Below are 21,259 nucleotides of genomic sequence, written 5' to 3' on the forward strand. Positions count from 1 at the left end.
CAAGGCTTGAGAGGCCGCTCCGATGCGCCGGCGGCTGTGAATTCCGGGTGGTGTGACGCCGACGCCCGCTGGAACGTTGCGGAATCATCACGGCCGGTCCGATTGCGGACCGAACCGAGACGGGCGGCGCGCCTTGCGCATGCGCGCGGGATGAAATGACGGCATAAAGCGTGGCCATGACGTCAGTCCCTCCGCGTAGCCCACGACGCCGCGCCGCTTGCGGTGCCGGAATTCTCCTCGCCGTCTGCGGGACGGCGGCGCCGCGCGCCGCGGACCTCAACGCCCAACTCCCGCGCGCCGCGCCGACCTTCGCGATGGTCGATCCGGCCACGTGGATCGTCACGCTGAGCGGCTCGATCCAGGCCGTGCCGCGCTATCCCGGCGCCAGCGATTACACGGCCGTGGGCTATCCCTCCATCGACATCCGCCGGGTGGGTGAGCCGCGCCGCTTCTCGACCCCGGACGACGGCTTCAGCCTGGCCCTGTATGACGACCAGACCTTCCGGCTCGGACCGACGGCGCGCTTCGTACCGGGGCGGTACTACGGCGACGATCGCCGCCATCTCTTCGGCTTCCGCGATGCGCGCTTCGCCGTCGAACCGGGCCTGTTCGTGGAGTTCTACCCGGTGTCCTTCATCCGCACCCGGGCGGAGATCCGTCAGGGCGTGTACGGCCATCACGGCACGGTCGGCTCCCTGGCGGCCGACTACCTCGTCCCAACCGAGAAGTTCCTGTTCTCGGTGGGGCCGCGCTTCAACATCGGCGATGCGAGCTTCGCGCGGAAGTATTTCGGCGTCTCGCCTGCCGAGGCCGCGCTGAACGGCCGGGTTACCCCGTACGACCCGGACAGCTTCTACTCGGCCGGTGTCCTCGGCGCCGTGACCTACACGCAGAGCGAGACGTGGGCCTACACGGCCTATGCGGGCTACACCCGCATCCTGGGCGCCTCGGGCGACAGCCCGCTGGTGCGCCGACCGTTCGGCGACCCGAATCAGTTTCAGTTCGGACTCCGCGTCGATTACGCCTTCCGCATGCCGGCCCTGTTCTGAGCCGCTTGCGCGAGCCGGATCGCACGCCGACATGCCGGCGACACGGTTCTCGGAGGTCCCTATGGACGCGACACGCCCCGAATTGCTGATGCGGGTGGACGGCATGACCTGCGATGGCTGCGCTGCCGCCGTGACCCGCACGGTGAAACGCATCGATCCCAAGGCTGACGTTCAGGTTGACAGGACCGGGGGGCGGGTGGCGATCCGCACCGACGCGCAGGCTCTCGACCTTGCCGAAGCGCTGACGAAGGCCGGCTATACGACCACCGCCATGACCGGCTGACCGTGGAATCCAGCCGGCGACTCAGGAACGGGTGAGAAACATCCCGGTCAGGAGCAGGGCGAAACCGGCGAGCCCGAACAGGCCCTCCTTGCGCTGGGTGCGATCGAGGAAATGCGCGGCGGCGCCGGCCGCGCAGCAGGTGGCGCCCAAGCCGATCGCGAGCGACGACATGTCAGTCTCCCTTACCCGGTGACGCGGGACGAACACTGCATTCGATGGGCCGGGCGGACGTCTTTATCCGCTCGGTATAGCGACGGGGAGAAGATTTACACGGGTCCCCTGTTCTGACAAGCGCGACGTGGCGCGCGATCACCGCATCCATCGCAATACAGCGTGGGATCGGGGTAGAATTCCGTCTCGGACGGAATTGAATACTGCATAATTACGCCCATCCGTCCGGCGTCGGTTCACGACATGCCGGAGGGGCGCGGGCTCGACGCGGACGAGCGCGGCAAGGACGGAAGGCACCGTCATTCCAGGCCGCAGTGAAGCCCTGCGGGACTGCGATCCCCGGGCGGCAGTGCCGCGCGTTGACCATCGCGCCCGCGCCCGCTTAGACCGGCGGCGAGGCATCGGGCCTTCGGGTCCCCTCCCCTGCATGAGGCTGCGGCGGGATCCCTGCGAGAGGCGGTTCGTTAGGCGATGCACACTCCATTACGCGACCGGTTCGATGTCGCGGTCGTAGGCGGCGGCCATGCCGGTGTCGAAGCGGCTGCGGCGGCAGCGCGCTGCGGAGCGCGCACCGCCCTGGTGACCCACGATCCGGCCACGATCGGCGCGATGTCGTGCAATCCTGCCATCGGTGGCCTCGGCAAGGGGCACCTCGTGCGCGAGGTCGACGCCCTCGACGGGCTGATGGGCCGGGTGGCGGACGCGGCGGGCATCCAGTTCCGCCTGCTCAATCGCCGCAAGGGACCGGCCGTCCGCGGACCGCGGACGCAGGCCGACCGCAAGCTCTACGCGGCCGCCATGCAGGCGGCGGTGGCCGATACCGGGGGGCTGTCGGTGATCGCGGGCGCCTGCGAGGACCTTGCCTTCGATGCCGACGGACGCCTCAGCGGCCTCGTCCTGGGGGATGGGCGCATCGTCGCGTGCGGTTCCGTGGTGCTGACCACCGGCACCTTCCTGCGCGGCCTCATCCATATCGGAGAGCGGCAGATCCCGGCCGGCCGGGTCGGCGAGGCTCCGGCGATCGGGCTGGCGCAAACCCTCGACCGCCTCGGCCTCCGGCTCGGCCGCCTCAAGACCGGTACGCCCCCGCGCCTCGACGGGCGGACCATCGACTGGGCGGGCCTCGACATGCAGGAGGCCGATGCGGAACCGGTGCCGTTCTCGACGCTGACCGAGCGGATCACCACTCCTCAGATCCGCTGCGGCATCACCCGGACGACCCGGGCGGTCCACGACTTGATCCGGGCCAACCTGCACCGGTCGCCGATGTATTCGGGCGGCATCGCCAGTCGCGGGCCGCGCTATTGCCCATCCATCGAGGACAAGGTCGTGCGCTTCGGCGACCGCGAGGGTCACCAGATCTTCCTGGAACCCGAGGGCCTCGACGACCCCACCGTCTACCCGAACGGGATCTCTACGGCCCTTCCCGAGCCGGTTCAGCACGACATCGTCCGGGCGATCCCGGGATTAGAGCGGGCCGCGATCCTGCGGCCAGGCTACGCGATCGAGTACGATTACGTGGATCCGCGGGAACTCGATACGGGCCTGCAGGTCAAGCGCCTGCCCGGCTTGTTCCTCGCTGGACAGATCAACGGCACCACCGGCTACGAAGAGGCGGCGGCCCAGGGGCTGGTGGCCGGCCTCAACGCCGCCCGGTACGCCGGCGGCCTCGGCATCGTGGGTTTCGATCGGGCCGAATCCTATCTCGGTGTCATGATCGACGACCTCGTGACCCATGGGGTCAGCGAGCCGTACCGGATGTTCACGTCGCGCTCGGAGTACCGGCTCTCGCTGCGGGTCGACAATGCCGATGCCCGGTTGACGCCCCGCGGAATATCCCTCGGCTGCGTCGGCCGCCATCGGACGGCGCATTTCGCCGCCTCGCAGGGGGCCCTCGACGCGGCCCGGTCCCTTCTCGGCAGCCTCAGCCTCACGCCGAGCCAGGCGGCCGTGCACGGGATGAGCCTGAACCGCGACGGCATCCGCCGCACGGGGTTCCAGCTGCTGGCCTACCCCGAGATCACGTGGACAAGCCTGGCGGCGGTCTGGCCGGATCTCGCGAGCGTGCCGGCGCGCGTCGCCGACCGTCTCAAGACGGATGCGACTTATGCGGTGTATCTCGACCGCCAGAATGCCGATATCGCCGCCTTCCGGCGCGATGAGGCGGTGCGGCTGCCGGCCGGGCTGGATTATGCGGCGATCAGCGGCCTCTCGAACGAGATGCGCACGAAGCTGGAGACCGTGCGTCCCGGGACCCTTGGGCAGGCGGCGCGGATCGAGGGGGTCACGCCGGCCGCGCTGACGCTCCTGGCCGCCCATGCCCGCCGGGGCGAGCGGACGGGTTCGGCCCGGGCGGCGGCCGGCCGCCTGTCGGCATGACCGATCCGGATCGCGCCCGCGTCCTCGCGACGTCTCGTGTTTCACGTGAAACAGCCGAGCGGCTCGACCGCTACGTGGCCGAGCTGCGGCGCTGGCAGCCGATCAAGAACCTGGTCGGCCCGGCGACGCTGGCCGAGGTCTGGAGCCGCCACGTCGACGACGCGCTGCAGCTCCTCGAGCTGGCCCCGGAGGCGCGCACGTGGCTCGACCTCGGCTCTGGGGCCGGCATTCCCGGCCTGATCCTGGCCATCGCCGGGATGGAGCGCGGCATCCGGGTCGATCTGGTGGAGAGCAACGCGCGCAAATGCGCCTTCCTCACCGAGACGGCTCGCCTGACCGAGGCTCCGGTTCGCGTGCGCAACGCGCGGATCGAGGCGGTGGTCGGCGAGTATGCGGGGGTCGAGGTCGTCTGCGCCCGGGCCCTGGCGCCGATGGCGCAGCTCCTCGCCTGGACGGAGCCTCTGTTGAAAACGGGCACCACCGGTCTGTTTCCGAAGGGCCGGGACGTACAAGCTGAATTGACCCGGGCCGCCGCGCAGTGGACAGTCGTTAACGACCTCGTGCCGAGCCGCACTGATTCCGATGCCCGGATCGTGCGCGTCACTGCCCTCGCCGCCCCGAGCCACCGATGAGCGAAGCGATCCTCGGCGAGTCCGCCGACCGGTCCATGGATTCATCCATGCGACGCCCCCTCCGTGTGCTGGCGCTCGCCAACCAGAAGGGCGGCGTCGGCAAGACCACGACGGCCATCAACCTCGGCACCGCCCTGGCGGCAATCGGCGAAGACGTGCTGGTGATCGACCTCGATCCGCAGGGCAATGCCTCCACCGGGCTGGGGATCGACCGCGCCAAGCGCCGGGTCTCGACCTACGAGGTGATGGCCGGCGAGGCTTCCCTGGCACAGGCCATCGTCCCCACGGCCGTTCCGCGCCTGTCGATCGCGCCCTCGACCATGGACCTCCTCGGTCTCGAGCTGGAATTGGCCACCCTGCCCGACCGGGCGCACCGGTTGCGCGGCATGCTGAAGAGCCTGTCCCAGGCCCCGAGCCTCAGCCGGATCAGCTACGTGCTGATCGATTGCCCGCCTTCGCTCAACCTGCTGACCATCAACGCGCTGGCCGCCGCGGACGCGGTGCTGGTCCCCCTGCAATGCGAGTTCTTCGCCCTGGAGGGTCTCAGCCAGCTGCTGCGGACCGTCGAGCAGGTCCGCGGCGCCCTGAACCCGAAGCTGACGATCCAGGGCATCGTGCTGACGATGTTCGATCCGCGCAACAACCTGTCCGCTCAGGTGGTGGCGGACGTGCGCGGCTTCATGGGCGACAAAGTCTACGAGACGGTGATTCCGCGCAACGTGCGCATCTCGGAGGCTCCCTCGCACGGCAAGCCGGCGCTGCTCTACGACCTGAAATGTGCCGGCAGCCAGGCCTATCTGCGCCTCGCCTCGGAGGTGATCCAGCGCGAGGGCCGGGTGCCCGCGGCGGCCTGACGGCCCTGCGCCTCCGCGGCCGGGACGATCGGTCCGGTGCCGGGGCGCGTCTGACGACGATGCGGAGACGGCCGCCCACTCGACGGGTGTGTGCGCCGGGTCCGGTGAGCCCCGCGGCGAAGTCGGGGCGAGTGTGGAGCGTGACACGGGTGGCGATCATGGCGGAGGAGGGGGCAAGACCTCGACTGGGGCGCGGACTCGCGGCGCTGATCGGTGATTTCGGCGATACCGGACAGACCCCGCCGAAGGCGGAGGGGCAGCGCAAGGTGCCGGTTGAGTTCCTGCGCCCCAATCCGCGCAACCCGCGTCGCAGCTTCGGCGACGCCGAACTGGCCGAACTCGCGGTCTCGATCAACCAGCGCGGCATCATCCAGCCGATCGTGGTGCGGCCGATCCCCGAGGTGCCCGGCACCTACGAGATCGTTGCGGGCGAGCGGCGCTGGCGGGCGGCCCAGCGCGCCGAACTCGAGGAGGTGCCGGTGGTCGTCGTCGAGATCGACGATCGCGCCTCGCTCGAATTCGCCATCCTGGAGAATGTCCAGCGCAGCGACCTCAACCCGATCGAGGAGGCCTCCGGCTACGAGCGCCTGATGCAGGATTTCTCCTACACGCAGAAAGAGTTGGCTGAGATCCTCGGCAAGAGCCGCAGTCACCTCGCTAACACCCTGCGCCTGCTCAACCTGCCGCCCTCCGTGCAGGACCGGGTCTCCGCGGGCGAGCTCACCGCCGGTCATGCCCGGGCGCTCCTGCCCGTGCGGGATCCGGAAGCGCTGGCCCGCCGCGTCGTGGCGGAGGGCCTGTCGGTCCGGGAGGTGGAGGCCCTCGCGTCCGCCGAGGCCGAGCCGGCCGAGACCCCGCGCGCCGGCCGCCCTCGCCTCTCCGCGGAGCGGTCCGCACCGGTGCGCGACCTGGAGCTGCGAATCCATCGGGCGCTGGGCGTCCCGGTATCCTACCGGCCGAAGGATGGGGATTCGGGCGAGATCCGCATCCGCTACGAGTCCCAGGACGAGCTGCAGGGGCTCCTCAACCGCTTCCGGGTGTCGGACGGCTGAGCCGGGCCGTCCGTGGCCGGGCCGCATCGACGAACGCTCCGCGCCGCGGCGACCGTCTGAGGCTCCGGCCGAGATACCCGGCTCCGTCATCGTTGGCGCAGCGCAGCGGCCTGGGACGGCACGGCGCCCACCCGCGTAGGGCGGTGCCGGATCCTTCCGCTCGCGACGACGGCCGTGCGGAAGCCGCCGACCGCTGCACCCGGGAGAACCCCTGCCCCCGTTCTGCGCTACCGCCGCCGCCGCGCGCCCGCATCGGCAACCCGCAGCAGGGCCGCGGAGGCCTGCGCGTGGGCCAGTGCGGGCTCGGCCCGGCGGCAGGCCAGGATCGCCGCCTGGAGGGCCACGACGGCTTGCCGCAGGGTACCGGGTGCCCAGGTGCCGAGCTGCCCCTCGATGCTGGCCCTGCGCTTGAAATGGAGGCCACGCCACGTGGCCACCATCATGGCCGGCGTCTTGTCGGGATTGTCGAGGCGGGTCGTCAGCAACGTGAGGGCGTGACGCAGGGCTGAGCCCAGCACGACGCCCGGATCCAGACCCTCGTGCCGGAACCGCCGGTAGTCGCGATCCACCGCGTCGCGCCGCCCGTCGAAGGCGGCGTCGATCAGGGTGTTGAGCACGCTGGCCGCGACGTCGCTGGTCACCGCCTCAACGTGGTCGAGGGTGACGGTGCCCTCCCCGGCCGCGTAGAGGGCGAGCTTCTCGATCTCCATCAAGCTCGCCCGGCGGTCTCCGCCCAGGCTGCGGGTGAGAACCTCCCGGGCGGCGCGGTCGATGCGCAGGCCACGCTCCTGGAGCGTGCGCTCGATCAGGTCCGAGAGCGTGCGCTCGTCATCGGCGTAGCAGGGAAACGCCAGCGCCCGGGGCGAGCGCTCGCACAGGACGCGCAGCGGGTTGTTCTTGGCGAGGTCACCGGCCTCCACGACGATGCGGGCGTCCGCGATTGCGGCGCCCAGCACCGCCTCCACGGCGGGCGCGTAGTTGCGGGTGCCGGGCCGGACCCAGATCGACCGCCGGCCGCCGAACAGGCCCATCGTGCCGGCCTCGTCGCAGAGCCGCCCCGGATCGGAGGCGAGGGCGTCGCCGTCGATCCGCACCAGCGCGAAGGGATCCGCCGGGTCGGTGACGAAATCCTCGGCGAGCTTGCGGGCGCGCTCGGTCACCAGGCCGGTATCCGGCCCGTAGACGAGGAGGACGGGAATGCGGGGGTCGGGGCCGCGCCGGATCAGGCCCTCGATCTCGCCGGCCTTGACCGCGGTCACGTCCGGCTCGGGCCGGCTGCCCGCGCCCCTCGGGGCCGCAGGACGATCCCGGAAGACCGGTGGCCACGCGCGCGCATCATGCCCTACGGCTTCGTCGAGAGCACGGCGGCGAGGCGGCTCTTGATCTGGTCGGAGAGCACGCTGGCCAGCCGGATCTCGGCGTCCCGGGCCGCCCGCTGGCTGGCGAAGCGCTGGACCGAGCGGTCGTAGGTCGCCGTCGAAGTGGCGACGCCCTCGGTATAGACCTTGGCGCCGGTCATGTCCTCGAGGCTGTACTTGATGTTGGCCACCAGCGTGCCGGCCTCGGCGCGGCCGGTGGTCGACGAGACGATCGGGGTCTGCACGATCTCGGAGCCGGAGAGCTTCAGCCGGTAGCGCTTGGCCGAGGGCTGGCCCGAACCGTCGAGGTCGAAGACGAGCTCGCTGCGCAGATAGTGCCCGAGCCGCTCCTGGCCCTGGGCCATGGCGACCTCGTCCACCTGAACAGCGGCGAGCAGCGCCGGGACGGATTCGCCGGAGGCGGTCGGCCCGTAGAGGGGGCGGAAACAGGCTGAGAGGCTCAGGCTCAAGCCGGCCGCGCAGGCGAGGCGGGTGACCCGCCCCACGATCGAAACTCCCGAACCCACCATCACGCCGTCGTTCCGCCCCGCTTCGCCGGATCGTTCTAGCGCGGACACGGCGTGCCGCGCCACGACGCTACGGATCAAGTCTTACGATTCCCTGTTGCGCGCCCTCTGCGGCAGGAGCGTGGTCGTCTCGTTTCCGACCCGTCACCGTGCCGGCGGGGAGGCCTTCAGGCGATCGCCGCGAGGTAGGCCGAGACGGTGGCGACCGCCAGAACGGTGGAGACCAGCACCACCGTGGCGGTCAGGTCGGCCTCGCGCCGGTAGAACTCCGCCAGCATGAACGGTCCGGTTCCCGTGGGGAGGGCGGCCATGAGCACGGCCGTGTGCAGCAGGAGCGGCGGCAGGTCGAACAGGTAGCGGCCGAGCCCGTAGGCGAGCAGGGGGTGGAGGGCGAGCTTCAGCCCGACCAGCAGGGCCGCAATCCGCCCCTGCCCGCTCCGGGGGCGGCGCTTCTGGGCCAGGAACAGGCCGAGCGCCACGAGGGCGCAGGGCGCGGCCGCGCCGCCGAGGAGCTTCAGGAACGTCTCTACGGTGGCCGGGAGCGCCAGTCCCGCGCCCGGCACCAGGGCGCCCAGAGCCGGTGCCACCAAGAGCGGATTGCGCAGGAGCGAGCGGCCGACCGCGTGCCAGACGGGGATGCGCGAACCGCCCTGACCCGTCGCCGCCGCTTCCCTCCGGAGCCCGGTCTCGATCAGCACGATCGCCACCGCGAACACGCCGCAGACCGTGAGGATCGCCGCCACCGTCGTGGGTGCCAGGGCCTCCGGCCCGAAGGCGACGAGCGCCAGCGGGAAACCCATGAAGCCGCAATTCGCGTAGCCGGCATTGAGCCCGTCCACGGCGGCATCCGCCAAAGGCTGCCCCTCCCCCCGACGGATCACCACGGTGAGGGCGAAGACCGCGAGGCTGCTGAGACCGAAGGCGCCGATGAAGCCGGGCTTCCAGATGGCGCTCCAATGGGCGTGGGCGGTGACGTCGAACAGGAGCGCCGGCAGCGCCAGGAAGACCACGAAGCGGTTGAGCTCGGTGGTGGCGGCGGCGCCGAGCACGCCGATCCGCCGGACCAGCCAGCCGGCGAAGATCAGCGCGAAGATCGGCAGCACGACCAGGAGGGTCGAGAGCATGGCGGGTCCGGAGCGGGCGGCGACGCTCCGGCCTTACGGCAAGGTCCGCCGCCACCGCCAGTGTCGCGGGTTGGAGCCTGCCATGCTGGCTGCCGACGCTGGACAGGCTTACCAGCGATAGATCAGGCTGCCGATCACGGTCGCCGGGGCACCGCGGTAGCAGAAGCCCGCTTGGCAGTTGTAGTAGTCGCGATCGAAGATGTTGAACGCGTTGATCTGAGCCCGGAAGCCTTTGTACTTCGGGTCGAGGGCGGCGAAGTCGTAGGCGACCAACGCGTCGAACAGCGTCACGGTCGGGTTGCGCACCGTGTTGTCGTCGTCGGCGAAGCTGTTGGTGTTGAACCGGATGCCGCCGCCGAGGGTCAGGCCGCGCAACGGGGAGGAGGGCGGGAACAGGTAGGTCAGGAAGGACGCGAACGTGTCCCCCGGGATGCCCGAGAGCCGGTTCCCGTCGATCGCCGCGCCTGTGACCGCGGATGTCTGCCGGACGAAGCGGAAGTCGAGGTGCGTGTAGGCGACCGTCAGGTTGGTGCCGGGGGCGAAATTCGCGGTCGCCTCCATCTCGAAGCCCCGCGAATTGACCGCGCCGGTGGCTACTTGGTTGGCAAAGTTCGTCGGATCCTGGCGCAGGATGCGCGTCTGGTTGATGTCGAAGCCCGCGATGGCCGCGCTGATGTTCGTGCCCGGGATCAGGTATTTCACCCCCGCCTCGATCTGATCGCCGGTGGCGGGCCGGTAGGGGCGACCGGTGACGGTGCTGACGCCGACCTGCGGGGTGAAGGTCGTGGCGTAGCTGGCATACGGCACGAGGCCGGGCGCGAGCTCGTAGTTCAGGCCGGCGCGGTACGTGAAGGCGCTGTCGTTCTGCCCCTGCGGGCCCGCGACGACGCCCCGGGTGACGCTCGCCGTGTCGGAGGCGACCCAGTCCTCCCGCCCGGTCAGCGTGAGGACGAACCGCCCCCACCTGGCTTGTTCCTGCACGTAGACGCCGACCTGATCCTGCGCCTGACGCGACGAGCAGTCGATGCTCGGGCGGGTGATCGGCTGACGGCCGTAGTTCAAGGTCAGCAGGTTGAGGTCGGGCGCCACGCCGAACCCGGCGCGGCTCGCGAAATCATAGTGGTAGTAGTCGACGCCCGCGAGCAGCATGTGGGCCACCGGCCCGGTCCGGACGTGGCCCTCAAGCTGCGTGTCCACCGCGACGGCGGCGAAGGATTGGTTGAACAGGCCGGTGGAGCGTTGCGCGCTGAGGCCGGTCACCGAATCGACCTGCGTGTACGAGAAGTTGGCCTCGACGCGGGAATAGCGGAAGTTCTGCCGGACGATCAGGTCCGGCGTGAACACGTGCTCGAAGGCGTAGCCGATCCGGTGCTGGTCGGTCCGGTAGGTGTTGAGCGCGCCGTCGCCCGAGTAGATTCGCGACACGCGGAAACCCGGGAGGTTGTAGAAGGCCGCGTTGCCCGGGACGTTCGATTCCTGGAACTCGGTCAGCAGCGTGAAGGTCGTGTCGGCCGAGGGGCGCCACGTGAAGGCCGGCGCGATGGTGAACCGGTCGTCCCGGACGCCGGGGCCGGGCAGGAACGCGTTGGAGTGGCGGGCGACGCCGGTGAGTCGGAAGGCCATCGTGCCGTCCGATCCTTCCACCGGGCCGCCGATGTCGAAGTTCCCCTGGTAGCGGTCGAAGCTGCCGCCCTGGAACCAAAGCTCGCCGAACGGGGCGAAGACCGGACGCTTGCTGGTCACGTCGACGATGCCGCCGGGCGAGCCCAGGCCGTAGAGCCCCGAGGCCGGCCCGCGCAGGATGGTGAGCGCCTCTGTGCCGTAGGGCTCGATCCGGGGCACCGCGAAGCCGACGCCGGTCTGGCGCAGGCCGTCGCGGAAGATGCCGTCGTAGGTCTCGGCGAAGCCGCGGATGTAGAACGCATCGGCGCGCGGATCGAAGCCGAACACGTTGCTGGAGACGCCCGGCGTGTACGCCACCGCCTCGTTGAGGCTCTGCACGTTGCGGTCGTTGAGCTGCTCGCGGGTGACGACGGAGACCGATTGCGGGGTCTCGATCAGCGGCGTGTTGGTCTTGGTGGCGGTGGGGCTCACCCGCGCCACGTAGCCGGTCACGCCCGAAGGCCCCCCGCCGCCGCTGGTCGCCGCGCTGCCGCCGTCGCCGCCGCTCACGTTGACACCCCCGAATCCTGCACCCGCGACGGGCGCGGCGCCCGGACGGGCCGCCTCCACGGAGATCTCGTTGAGCTGCACGGCCGCACCCTGGGCGGCGGCGGTGCCCACGAGGGCGGCCGTCGTGAGGGCGGTGGTGGCGAGGAGCAGCCCGAAGGGGGCGGAACAGGTGGACATCGGAGACCCCGAAACGCGCCCTGACGCGGCGCATCATCCAAGGTCCACCAATCGCGGCGTGTCGAGCAAGTCGAAAACGTGTTGTAAATCGCACACTTAGAAGACTTAAAATCTGGAACGGTTCGAGAGAGATCCGCTCTCGACAGGGTTGAAAACCTGTCCCGTCAGGCCAAGGCACCGCAGGCCAGCCCGGGATTCAGGCGCACCGCGGGTGGACGCTTTCGAGGCGTCGGCGGACCCGGGATGACGTGGAGGCCGTACCCGCGCGGAGCCGAGGTCGCTGCCGGCACGATGGGCAGGCCGACGCATCACCGGCTCGGATCCGATGGGCCGCAGGTTCTCGACGGAGACATCGCTGCCTCGTCCGCGAAACCCGCCTCAGAACTCCAGCGGCGGCTCCCGGAGGGCATCCGCCTCCCGCGTGCAGGCTGCCTGATCGGGGGCCGTTCCGGCGCCCGCCAGGGCGGCTCGGAGCTCGCCGCGGGCCTTCTCCAGATCGGCGCGGAAGGTCGGATCGCCCATCAAGGCGGCGAAGACCGACGTGCCCGTGAGGCGCCCCGCCACCACGTCGCTGAGCCAGTGCACGCCGCACACGATCCGGCTCTCGCCGTAGGCGCGGCCGCGCACCAGGATCGGGGTCGCCTTCTCGGGGACCAGGGCCGCCAGGATCAGCGCGTAGGCCCAGCCCTGCGTCGCATGGCCCGACGGATAGCTGAAGCTGTCGGCCAGAGCCTGGCTCCGCTGCACGCAGATCGGCGCCTCGTTGCCCACGAAGGGGCGCAGGCGGCGGTAATGGACCTTCGGTCCCCGCGTCGCCCGGGCGAGGTCGAGGCGGGTCCGCTCCAGGAGATGGATCACCGCGGGAACCCGAGCCTGGTCGATCCGCGTGCCGAGCACGCAGGCGAAATTCTCCAGCACCGCGGACGCACCCTCCGCCACGTCGTTGGCGGCGATCTCCCACCGCGGGGTGCCCCTGAGGACCCGGGTACTGGCGAAGGCCGCCCGGTCGGCCTTGTCGAGGGGCGCATCATGGGCCGGCGGCGACGGCAGGATCTGCACGGCATCGGGTGTCGCCGTCTCGGCCAGATAGGGCTTCACGGCCGGCTTGCCGGGCTTGAGCGTGTCGGTGCCCAGGGACGGCGCCGAGGGCGCGGCCGGCGGGGCAGGGTGGGGCATGTCCTCGGCGTGGGCCGCGACCGGTGCGGCCAGGAGGAGGGTGAGGACGGTCGAAGCGAGGCGGGATGGGGTGCGCAGCATCGGATCCGGGACTCTCTCGGATGAAACCTGCGGGTCGATCCCGCTGACTGACGAACGGCTCGGCCGGCCCGCTCAGTCCCTGCACAGGCGAAACCTCCTGTCCAGGGTGCGGCGGCGACGGTCGCCAGGAGCCCGGCTCCGCGCGAACCCCGCGGCGCGATTGGCAGGGCCGGGAAGCCTCTCGCCCGGACTCGGGTCCGCCGAACCCCGTCCGGGGCTGCCGGACGCCGGGACCCGACTGCCCTGTTCGTGCCCCACGATAACCCTGCGGCACCCTCTGCCCTGCGTCAGACGGGCGGTGTTCCGGACGACTCCCCTCAGGCCGCGCGGATCGCCGCCGCGACCGCACCGGGATGCTCCTCGTGCGGGCTGAGGGCGCCGGGGACCGACACGCCCGTCACCCGGCCGCTGCCGACGAGGGCATCCATCTCGGTCCCCGAGCGCCGGGGCGCTCCCTCAGGCCGCAGGACCAGGATCGGCGGCAACCCGCCGGCGAACAGGTCGAGGAACGCCTCCCGGCTGCCCACCGGATCGAGCCCGCCGGTGACGAAGGCGGCGGTGCCGAACCGGCCGTTGCGCTGGCGGGTGATCGCGTGCTTGTCCCGGACCAGGGCCGGGGTCACCCCCGCGGGGTCGGCGTAGACGTGGGCGCGCATCATCCGGCCGATGATCGGCGGGCTGATGTTGATCCGGTAGAGGGCCTCCCCGAGGATCGGCGCCTCCACGGCCCGGCGGATGCGCGGGAACCAGTGGGCCCGCCCCGGCATCGCGGTGGGCAGCGGCCCCCGCCAGGTCGGCGCCACCAGGACCAGCCGCGCGAAGGCCTGCGGGTGGCGCCTGGCCGCCGCCACGAGGTAGCCGGCGGCATGGCCGGCCGCGACACCGAGGGCGTAGGGGCCGGCGGCGAGGAGCGCGTCCAGGAAGCCGTGGAACGTCGCCGGTTCCAGCGGCACCCGCGTCCGGGGATGGGCGCCGAAGCCCGGCCAGTCGGGAATGCGGCACCGGTATTCGGATCCCAGCGCCTCCGCGAGGCTGCGCATCTCGGCGCGCGCCGAAATGGTCGAGAGGGCCGGAAGCAGCAGCGCCTCCGGCCCCTCCCCGAACACGTCGCAGGGGGTCGGCACGGACCGGCCCGCCACCGTCAGGTTGAGCACCCGCGTCTCCATCGGTCCCCCGCCAAGTCCCAGGATCAGGTGCGGAGCAGCTCGTTGATGGCGGTCTTCGACCGGGTGCCGGCATCGACGCGCTTGACGATCACCGCGCAGTACAGGCCCGGGCCCGGCGAGCCGTCCGGCAGCGCCTTGCCGGGCATCGTGCCCGAGACGACCACCGAGTAGGGCGGCACCCGGCCGTACATGACCTCGCCGGTGGTGCGATCGACGATCTTGGTGGAGGCGCCGATGTAGACGCCCATGGACAGGACGCTGCCCTGGCCGACGATGACGCCCTCCGCCACCTCGGCGCGGGCGCCGATGAAGCAATCGTCCTCGATGATCACCGGGTTGGCCTGGAGGGGCTCCAGCACCCCCGCGATGCCGGCGCCGCCCGAGATGTGGCAGTTTTTTCCCACCTGCGCGCAGGAGCCGATCGTCACCCAGGTGTCCACCATGGTGCCCTCGCCGACATGGGCGCCGAGGTTGACGAAGCTCGGCATCAGCACGGCGCCGGGGGCGATGTAGGAGCCGCGGCGGACGAAGCAGCCCGGCACCGCGCGCAGGCCCGCGGCCCGGAACTCGGCCTCGCCCCAGCCGGCGAACTTGGAGGCGACCTTGTCCCACCAGGGTGCCCCGCCGGGGCCGCCCTCGATCGCCGCCATGTCGTTGAGTCGGAAGGAGAGCAGCACCGCCTTCTTCAGCCACTGGTTCACCACCCAGTCGTGGTTGCCGGACTTCTCGGCGACGCGGGCCTTGCCCGAATCGAGCAGCTCCAGTGCCGCCTCGACCGCCTCGCGCACCGCCCCCTGGGTGGCGGTCGAGATGTTGGCGCGGTCTTCCCAGGCGGCTTCGATGGTCTGGGCGAGATCGGAATGGGGCAGGCCGGCCTGGGACATGGAACGGGTCAGAACTCTTGCGGCGGGAGCCCGTGCTTACAAGGGGGCACCCGCCCTGTCACCTGAGGGCGGCCGGCGTCGCGGTCACCGGCGTTGCACGGCCCCGGATCGCTTCGCTGCGCGCGGCGCCGGGGGAGGGGCCCGGCGCCCTCAGGCGTCGTCGAGCAGCACCCGCACGCGGTCGAGGTCGGCCACGAACGCCGCGAGATCTTCCGCCAGCGTGGCGTGGACCGCCTGCGCGGCCGCCGGGAATTCCTCAAGCACGCGGCGCATCAGCGTGGGGGTGATCCGCATGACCTCGGTGGCGCCCTCGGCGCGGGCCTCGGTGGGGCGCGTGCCGCGCACGAACAGGGCGAGTTGCCCGATCAGCGCGGAGCGCCCGGCGCGAACCGGCTCGGCGGCGCCGCTTCGCGGGATCAGCCGGATCGTGCCCGACAGGACCACGAAGCCGCCATCGGCGGGATCGCCGCGGGCGAAGAGCAGGTCGCCGTCGGCGAGGTCCCGGCGCTCGGCCGCGAAGGTGAGCAGGCGCAGGGCATCACGGTCGAGGAAGCCGAACACGGGCGCAGCGGCGAGGATCGCGATGTCGTCGTCGAGACCCAAGGAATCGCCTCACCAACCCTGCCGACCGGGATCGCAGGATCGATTACACGCAAAAACCTAAACAGTCAGGGCAGTAACTTGTATCCGCCACCCTCGGTCACGAGGATCGCCGCGGTGGCCGGGTTTGGCTCGATCTTCTGGCGCAGCCGGTAGATGTGGGTCTCCAGCGTGTGGGTGGTGACGTGGGCATTGTAGCCCCAGACCTCGGCGAGCAGCGTGTCCCGGTTCACCACGGCGCGCCCCGCCCGGTAGAGGAAGCGCAGGATCGCGGTCTCCTTCTCGGTGAGCTTGAGCTTCGAGCCGCGCTCGCCGACCAGCAGCTTGGCGCCGGGTCGGAACGTGTAGGGGCCGATCTGGAACACCGCGTCCTCGGAGGCCTCGTGGCTGCGCAGGTGGGCGCGGATGCGGGCCAGAAGGATGCCGAACTTGAACGGCTTGGTGACGTAGTCGTTGGCGCCGGCCTCCAGGCCCTCGACGTGATCCGCCTCGGAATCCTGGGCGGTCAGCATGATCACCGGGCCGCGGAATCCGCCCGCCCGCATCCGGCGCACGGCCTCGCGCCCGTCGAGGTCGGGCAGGCCGACATCCATCACGGCGAGGTCGATGCGCTCCGTGGCCGTCCGCCGGATCGCGTCCGCGGCATTCGCTTCCGTGAACACCGCGAATTCCTCGCAGAGATCCAGCTGCTCGGTGAGGGTGTCGCGCAGGATCGCGTCGTCGTCGCAGATCAGCAGGCGGTAGGCATTCGGCATCGTCCGATTCCCAGAGCAGGCAGCGGGAAGGGGCGGGCCGCCTTCCGGGCGCAGCGTGCGATGACTAAGATCTCAGCAGGATCGCGCGCGGCGACTCTGCCGGGGCTTCTGTTTCCGCATCATTGTCCCTGCCGGGGCGACGACGCACCGAAATTTCCCAGGCGTCGACCCTTCGCGACCGGGCGTTGAACGTGTTCGCTCCCGCATCCCGACTCGGCAGCCGGTTTCCGGCCAAGGATAGGGCAACGTTTGTGGCCGGAAACTGGCTTGCGCGCAATTGTTCACCGGTTTCGGGGCACCGATCCCGGGCGACGGAGGCCCCGGTCCGCCGCGGCGGGCTGGCGGAGACAGGAAGCGGAGGAGGGCTGGCATGCGTCAGCGGCGAAGCGAGCGGCCCGGATTCGTCCGTCTGACCCTGGGCGAGATCCGCGTCCGGGCGATGATCGGCGATCGGCGGCGGGGTCAGCTCCTGATCGGTCCGGCGGTGATTCCCTGCGCCCTGGGGGCCGGCGGGATCGTCATCGACAAGCGCGAGGGCGATGGCGGCACGCCGCGCGGACGGTTCCGGCTGCGGGGCGGTGCCTATCGGCCCGACCATCTCGGGATCCGCCCGCGCACCGCGCTCCCGCTCCGGCCGACACGGCAGGACGACGGCTGGTGCGACGATCGTCGCGACCGCCGCTACAACCGGCCGATCCGCCTGCCGGCACCCGGAATCAGCGCCGAGGCGATGTGGCGGGGCGACGGACTCTACGACGTGGTGATCGACCTCGACTACAACCGCGCCCCGATCCGGAAGGGGCGGGGCTCGGCGATCTTCCTGCACGTCGCCCGGGACGGCTACCGCCCCACGGAGGGCTGCGTCGCCCTGGCCCGGGCCGACCTGCTGCGGCTGCTCCGCCGGCTCGGACCACGGACCCATCTGCGGATCGGGTGACCCTCAGGCCTTCCGGGTCCGCGCCCCGAAGATCGCGGTCCCGACCCGCACATGGGTGGCGCCGAGCTGGATCGCGGCGGGGAAATCCGCGCTCATCCCCATGGAGAGGATCGGCAGGTTGTGCTCCCGGGCGAGCCGGGCCAGCAGGGCGAAGTGGGCCGAGGGCGGATCCTCGGCCGGGGGGATGCACATCAGGCCCTGGATCGCCAGCCCGTGGGTGTCCCGGCACTCCGACAGCAGGGTGGCGAGCTGGTCCGGCAGGACGCCGCCCTTCTGGGGCTCCGCACCTGTGTTGACCTGGATCAGCAGCTTCGGCGTGCGGCCGGACCGGTCGATCTCCTTGGCGATCGCCGCCGCCAGGGACAGCCGGTCGAGGGAGTGGATCACGTCGAACAGCGCCACCGCCTCGCGCGCCTTGTTGGATTGCAGCGGCCCGACGAGATGCAACTCGACGTCGGGGTAGCGGGCCCGCAGATCCGGCCATTTCGCGGCGGATTCCTGGACGTAGTTCTCGCCGAACACGCGTTGCCCGGCCTGGAGCGCCGGCAGGATGCCCTCGGCCGGCACGGTCTTGGAGACGGCCACGAGCTGCACCGATGCGGGGTCGCGCTCCGAATCCTCGGCCGCCCGGGCGATGGCGGCGCGCACCTCGGCGAGCCCGGCGGCGACGTCGGCCTGACCGACGGGGAGCTTCGCGGTTGCGTGCCCCATCCCGTCTGTCGGTTGGGTGTTCGTGTCCGTCGTCGCGTCGTCCATGGCGTGTCTGTCCTGTCGCTGCCGGGCGCCGGTCTGCGCGGCCCCGTGCCGTGCTTCTCGAGCGAGGAGACGATCATCCCACCCACCCCCCTCATCCTGAGGCGACGGAGCGCGACGGAGGCCTTGAAGGAGCCCTCCACCCGGCGCGCGATCCCTGGAGCCCTCCTCCTTCGAGGCCCGCTGCCGCGGTCACGTCAGGATGAGGAATGAGATCGGGAGCGCCCCGGCGCAGGCCCTCGGTGTGTTCGGTGTCCCGGTGTTCTATGTCCCGTCATGCGGACCTATGCGTTCGCGCGCCCCGCGCAAGCCCGAATCGCGCGCCGCGTTGACCGGCTGCGGCGCAGATATGCTATCGCGGCGCAAACCGTGCCGCGCCGGCTCCTGTGGCCGCCGCCGAGCCCCTGACCCAGCCGGATCCATGACCAGCACCGCCCCCCAGCCCGTCGAGCGCTACAACGCCAAGGATGCCGAGCCGCGCTGGCAGGAGGCCTGGGCCGCGCAGCGCCTGTTCGAGACCGACAACGGCGACCCGCGCCCGAAATACTACGTGCTGGAGATGTTCCCCTACCCGTCGGGGCGCATCCACATGGGCCACGTCCGCAACTACGCGATGGGCGACGTGGTCGCCCGCTACAAGCGCGCCCGCGGCTTCAACGTGCTCCACCCGATGGGCTGGGACGCCTTCGGGTTGCCGGCCGAGAACGCCGCCATGGAGCGCAAGGTCAACCCGCGGGACTGGACCTACGCCAACATCGCGTCGATGCGCGACCAGCTGAAGGCCATGGGCCTGTCGCTCGACTGGAGCCGGGAGATCGCGACCTGCGATCCCGACTACTACAAGCACCAGCAGCGCATGTTCCTGGACTTCCTGAAGAAGGGCCTCGTCACCCGGCGCACCGCCAAGGTGAACTGGGACCCGGTGGACCATACGGTGCTGGCCAACGAGCAAGTGATCGACGGGCGCGGCTGGCGCTCCGGCGCCCTGGTGGAGCAGCGCGAGCTGACCCAGTGGTTCTTCAAGATCACCGATTTCGCCGAGGATTTGCTGACCGCCCTCGACGGGCTGGACCGCTGGCCGGAAAAGGTCCGGCTGATGCAGAAGAACTGGATCGGCCGCTCGGAAGGCCTGGAGGTCCGGTTCAGCCTCGCCCGGCCGGTGGCCGGCGCCGACGATTCGGTGACCGTCTACACGACCCGGCCCGACACGCTGTTCGGCGCCAAGTTCCTGGCGATCGCGGCCGACCATCCCCTGGCGGCCGCCCTCGCGGCGGACCGGCCGGACCTGCAGACCTTCATCGAGGAGTGCCGCCGCACCGGCACCGCGCAGGCCGCGATCGACACCGCCGAGAAGCACGGCTTCGACACCGGCCTCACGGTCCGCCATCCCCTGGACCCATCCTGGGAGCTGCCGGTCTACGTGGCGAACTTCGTGCTCATGGAATACGGCACCGGCGCGGTGTTCGGCTGCCCAGCCCACGACCAGCGCGACCTCGATTTCGCGAACAAGTACGGGCTCGGCAACACGCCGGTGGTCTGCCCTGAGGGTCAGGATCCGGCGGGCTTCGTGATCACCGACACCGCCTATGTCGAGGACGGGCGGATAATCAACTCGCGCTTCCTCGACGGGATGAGCACCGGCGAGGCCTTCGAGGCCGTGGCGCGACGTCTGGAAGGGGAGGGGATCGCCGCCCGCAAGGTCCAGTTCCGTCTGCGCGACTGGGGCGTCTCCCGCCAGCGCTACTGGGGCTGCCCGATCCCGATCATCCACTGCGAGTCCTGCGGCCCGGTGGCGGTGCCCGTGGCCGACCTGCCGGTGACGCTCCCCGAGGACGTGTCCTTCGATCAGCCCGGCAACCCGCTGGAGCGGGACGCGGCGTGGCGCAACGTGACCTGCCCGCATTGCGGCGGCCCGGCCCGGCGTGAGACCGACACGATGGACACGTTCGTCGATTCGTCCTGGTACTATGCCCGGTTCACCGCGCCCTGGCTCACGGATGCGCCTACCGACCGGGCCGTGGTCGATCGCTGGCTGGCGGTGGACCAGTATATCGGGGGCATCGAGCACGCGATCCTGCACCTGCTCTACGCCCGGTTCTTCATGCGGGCGATGTGCGAGACCGGCTGGGCCGGCACGCCCGAGCCCTTCGCGGGCCTGTTCACGCAGGGCATGGTGGTCCACGAGACCTACAAGGACGCGGCCGGCGCCTGGGTGCCCCCGGCCGAGATCCGCTTCGCCACCGAGGAGGGCGAACGCCGCGCGTTTCACGTGAAAACTCAGGCGCCGATCACGATCGGCTCCATCGAGAAGATGTCGAAGTCGAAGAAGAACGTGGTCGACCCCGACGACATCATCGCGAGCTACGGGGCCGACACGGCGCGCTGGTTCATGCTGTCCGACTCGCCGCCCGAGCGCGACGTGATCTGGACCGAGGAGGGCGTGCAGGGCGCGGCCCGGTTCGTCCAGAAGGTCTGGCGGCTGGTCAACGCCGCCGGGCAGGCGACCGGAGACGGCGCGGCCGACCTCGCCGTGCGCAAGGCCGCCCACCGGGCGCTCGCCTCCGTCCAGGACGATATCGAACGGCTGCGCTTCAACCGCTGCGTCGCCCACATCTACACCCTGGCCAACGCCCTGGAGGATGGGTTGCGCGGTCCGGTCTCGGCGAGCGCCGCGCGGGAGGCCGCCGGCATCCTGGTGCAGCTGATCGCCCCAATGATGCCGCACCTCGCCGAGGAATGCTGGTCGGTCCTCGGCCGCGGCAACCTCGTCGCCCAGGCGCCCTGGCCGGAGGCTGAAGCCGGGCTCCTCGTCGAGGACGAGATCACCCTGCCGGTCCAGATCAACGGCAAGAAGCGCGCGGACGTCACCGTTCCGCGGGAGGCCGACGCCAAGGCCGTCGAGGCCGCGACCCTGGCGCTGGAGGCCGTCCAGAAGGTGCTGGACGGCAAGGCGCCCCGGAAGGTGATCGTCGTGCCGGGGCGGATCGTGAACCTGGTGGTGTGAGGCGTCGATCGGCTCATCCCACCCGACATCTACTTCCGCCCGCCACGGTCCTCATCCTGAGGTGCCGGAGCGTAGCGGAGGCCTCGAAGGAGCCCTCCAGTCATCGCCGCACTCCTTGGAGCCCT

19 protein-coding genes are annotated in these 21,259 nt (G+C 70.9%); 8 read left to right on the plus strand and 11 right to left on the minus strand.

Annotated elements, in window-relative coordinates:
• Positions 1 to 176 precede the first annotated feature (176 nt).
• On the plus strand, positions 177 to 1,049 hold the full coding sequence (locus MKK82_RS14325; RefSeq protein ID WP_279603006.1) for a MipA/OmpV family protein: 873 nt from the start codon (positions 177 to 179) through the stop codon (positions 1,047 to 1,049).
• Positions 1,050 to 1,110: 61 nt separating this feature from the next.
• Complete coding sequence (locus MKK82_RS14330) at positions 1,111 to 1,332, plus strand: heavy-metal-associated domain-containing protein (protein WP_238289402.1); 222 nt, start codon at positions 1,111 to 1,113, stop codon at positions 1,330 to 1,332.
• A gap of 21 nt (positions 1,333 to 1,353) precedes the next feature.
• Here MKK82_RS14330 and MKK82_RS14335 read toward each other — a convergent pair whose 3' ends face one another.
• Positions 1,354 to 1,503 carry a hypothetical protein gene (locus MKK82_RS14335; protein WP_243986089.1) on the minus strand — a complete coding sequence of 50 codons (150 nt, stop codon included), beginning with the start codon at positions 1,501 to 1,503 and terminating at the stop codon, positions 1,354 to 1,356.
• Between the two features lie 471 nt (positions 1,504 to 1,974).
• On the opposite strand from MKK82_RS14335, the gene mnmG reads away from it, so the two are divergent.
• The 4 genes from mnmG to MKK82_RS14355 all read left to right on the plus strand — a co-directional run bounded on the left by mnmG (position 1,975) and on the right by MKK82_RS14355 (position 6,420).
• Complete coding sequence (gene mnmG, locus MKK82_RS14340) at positions 1,975 to 3,882, plus strand: tRNA uridine-5-carboxymethylaminomethyl(34) synthesis enzyme MnmG (RefSeq protein WP_238289406.1); 1,908 nt, start codon at positions 1,975 to 1,977, stop codon at positions 3,880 to 3,882.
• Positions 3,879 to 4,514: a 16S rRNA (guanine(527)-N(7))-methyltransferase RsmG gene (gene rsmG / locus MKK82_RS14345; RefSeq protein ID WP_243986091.1), complete on the plus strand. Its 636-nt coding sequence runs from the start codon at positions 3,879 to 3,881 to the stop codon at positions 4,512 to 4,514. Before mnmG ends, rsmG begins: the two co-directional genes overlap by 4 nt.
• A complete protein-coding gene (locus MKK82_RS14350; RefSeq protein WP_279603007.1) occupies positions 4,511 to 5,368 on the plus strand; it encodes a ParA family protein in 858 nt (285 codons plus the stop codon). Before rsmG ends, MKK82_RS14350 begins: the two co-directional genes overlap by 4 nt.
• Before the next feature lie 158 nt (positions 5,369 to 5,526).
• Entirely contained in the window at positions 5,527 to 6,420 is an 894-nt protein-coding gene (locus MKK82_RS14355; protein ID WP_238289518.1) for a ParB/RepB/Spo0J family partition protein, read from the plus strand.
• A gap of 227 nt (positions 6,421 to 6,647) precedes the next feature.
• Here MKK82_RS14355 and holA read toward each other — a convergent pair whose 3' ends face one another.
• From holA to MKK82_RS14400, 9 genes are all read right to left on the minus strand, one after another.
• Positions 6,648 to 7,679: a DNA polymerase III subunit delta gene (gene holA / locus MKK82_RS14360; protein WP_238289411.1), complete on the minus strand. Its 1,032-nt coding sequence runs from the start codon at positions 7,677 to 7,679 to the stop codon at positions 6,648 to 6,650.
• An 83-nt stretch (positions 7,680 to 7,762) separates the two neighbouring features.
• Complete coding sequence (gene lptE / locus MKK82_RS14365; protein ID WP_238289413.1) at positions 7,763 to 8,308, minus strand: LPS assembly lipoprotein LptE; 546 nt, start codon at positions 8,306 to 8,308, stop codon at positions 7,763 to 7,765.
• 164 nt (positions 8,309 to 8,472) lie between these two features.
• A complete protein-coding gene (locus MKK82_RS14370) occupies positions 8,473 to 9,429 on the minus strand; it encodes an AEC family transporter (RefSeq protein ID WP_238289415.1) in 957 nt (318 codons plus the stop codon).
• A gap of 108 nt (positions 9,430 to 9,537) precedes the next feature.
• Positions 9,538 to 11,778: a TonB-dependent siderophore receptor gene (locus tag MKK82_RS14375; protein ID WP_243986092.1), complete on the minus strand. Its 2,241-nt coding sequence runs from the start codon at positions 11,776 to 11,778 to the stop codon at positions 9,538 to 9,540.
• Between the two features lie 378 nt (positions 11,779 to 12,156).
• Positions 12,157 to 13,035, minus strand: coding sequence for an acid phosphatase (locus MKK82_RS14380; protein WP_238289420.1), 879 nt, complete (start codon positions 13,033 to 13,035; stop codon positions 12,157 to 12,159).
• A gap of 317 nt (positions 13,036 to 13,352) precedes the next feature.
• Complete coding sequence (locus tag MKK82_RS14385) at positions 13,353 to 14,201, minus strand: alpha/beta fold hydrolase (protein WP_243986093.1); 849 nt, start codon at positions 14,199 to 14,201, stop codon at positions 13,353 to 13,355.
• A gap of 23 nt (positions 14,202 to 14,224) precedes the next feature.
• Positions 14,225 to 15,070 (minus strand): 2,3,4,5-tetrahydropyridine-2,6-dicarboxylate N-succinyltransferase, encoded by an 846-nt coding sequence (dapD, locus tag MKK82_RS14390; RefSeq protein WP_238289521.1) that lies wholly within the window; start codon positions 15,068 to 15,070, stop codon positions 14,225 to 14,227.
• Between the two features lie 165 nt (positions 15,071 to 15,235).
• Positions 15,236 to 15,688, minus strand: a complete 453-nt coding sequence (locus tag MKK82_RS14395; protein ID WP_238289424.1) for a cyclic nucleotide-binding domain-containing protein — start codon at positions 15,686 to 15,688, stop codon at positions 15,236 to 15,238.
• Between the two features lie 65 nt (positions 15,689 to 15,753).
• The gene (locus MKK82_RS14400; protein ID WP_238289426.1) at positions 15,754 to 16,440 is read right to left on the minus strand and encodes a response regulator transcription factor; all 687 of its coding nucleotides are present in this window, start codon (positions 16,438 to 16,440) and stop codon (positions 15,754 to 15,756) included.
• 370 nt (positions 16,441 to 16,810) lie between these two features.
• Here MKK82_RS14400 and MKK82_RS14405 point away from each other — a divergent pair, with 370 nt between their 5' ends.
• The gene (locus MKK82_RS14405; RefSeq protein WP_238289428.1) at positions 16,811 to 17,377 is read left to right on the plus strand and encodes a L,D-transpeptidase; all 567 of its coding nucleotides are present in this window, start codon (positions 16,811 to 16,813) and stop codon (positions 17,375 to 17,377) included.
• A gap of 3 nt (positions 17,378 to 17,380) precedes the next feature.
• Here MKK82_RS14405 and MKK82_RS14410 read toward each other — a convergent pair whose 3' ends face one another.
• Positions 17,381 to 18,133, minus strand: coding sequence for a YggS family pyridoxal phosphate-dependent enzyme (locus tag MKK82_RS14410; protein WP_238289430.1), 753 nt, complete (start codon positions 18,131 to 18,133; stop codon positions 17,381 to 17,383).
• 418 nt (positions 18,134 to 18,551) lie between these two features.
• On the opposite strand from MKK82_RS14410, the gene leuS reads away from it, so the two are divergent.
• Positions 18,552 to 21,134, plus strand: coding sequence for a leucine--tRNA ligase (gene leuS, locus MKK82_RS14415; RefSeq protein ID WP_238289433.1), 2,583 nt, complete (start codon positions 18,552 to 18,554; stop codon positions 21,132 to 21,134).
• Positions 21,135 to 21,259: the final 125 nt, after the last annotated feature.

Origin of the sequence: Methylobacterium sp. E-046 (assembly GCF_022829625.1) — a bacterium.
Taxonomy (GTDB): Bacteria; Pseudomonadota; Alphaproteobacteria; order Rhizobiales; family Beijerinckiaceae; genus Methylobacterium; species Methylobacterium longum.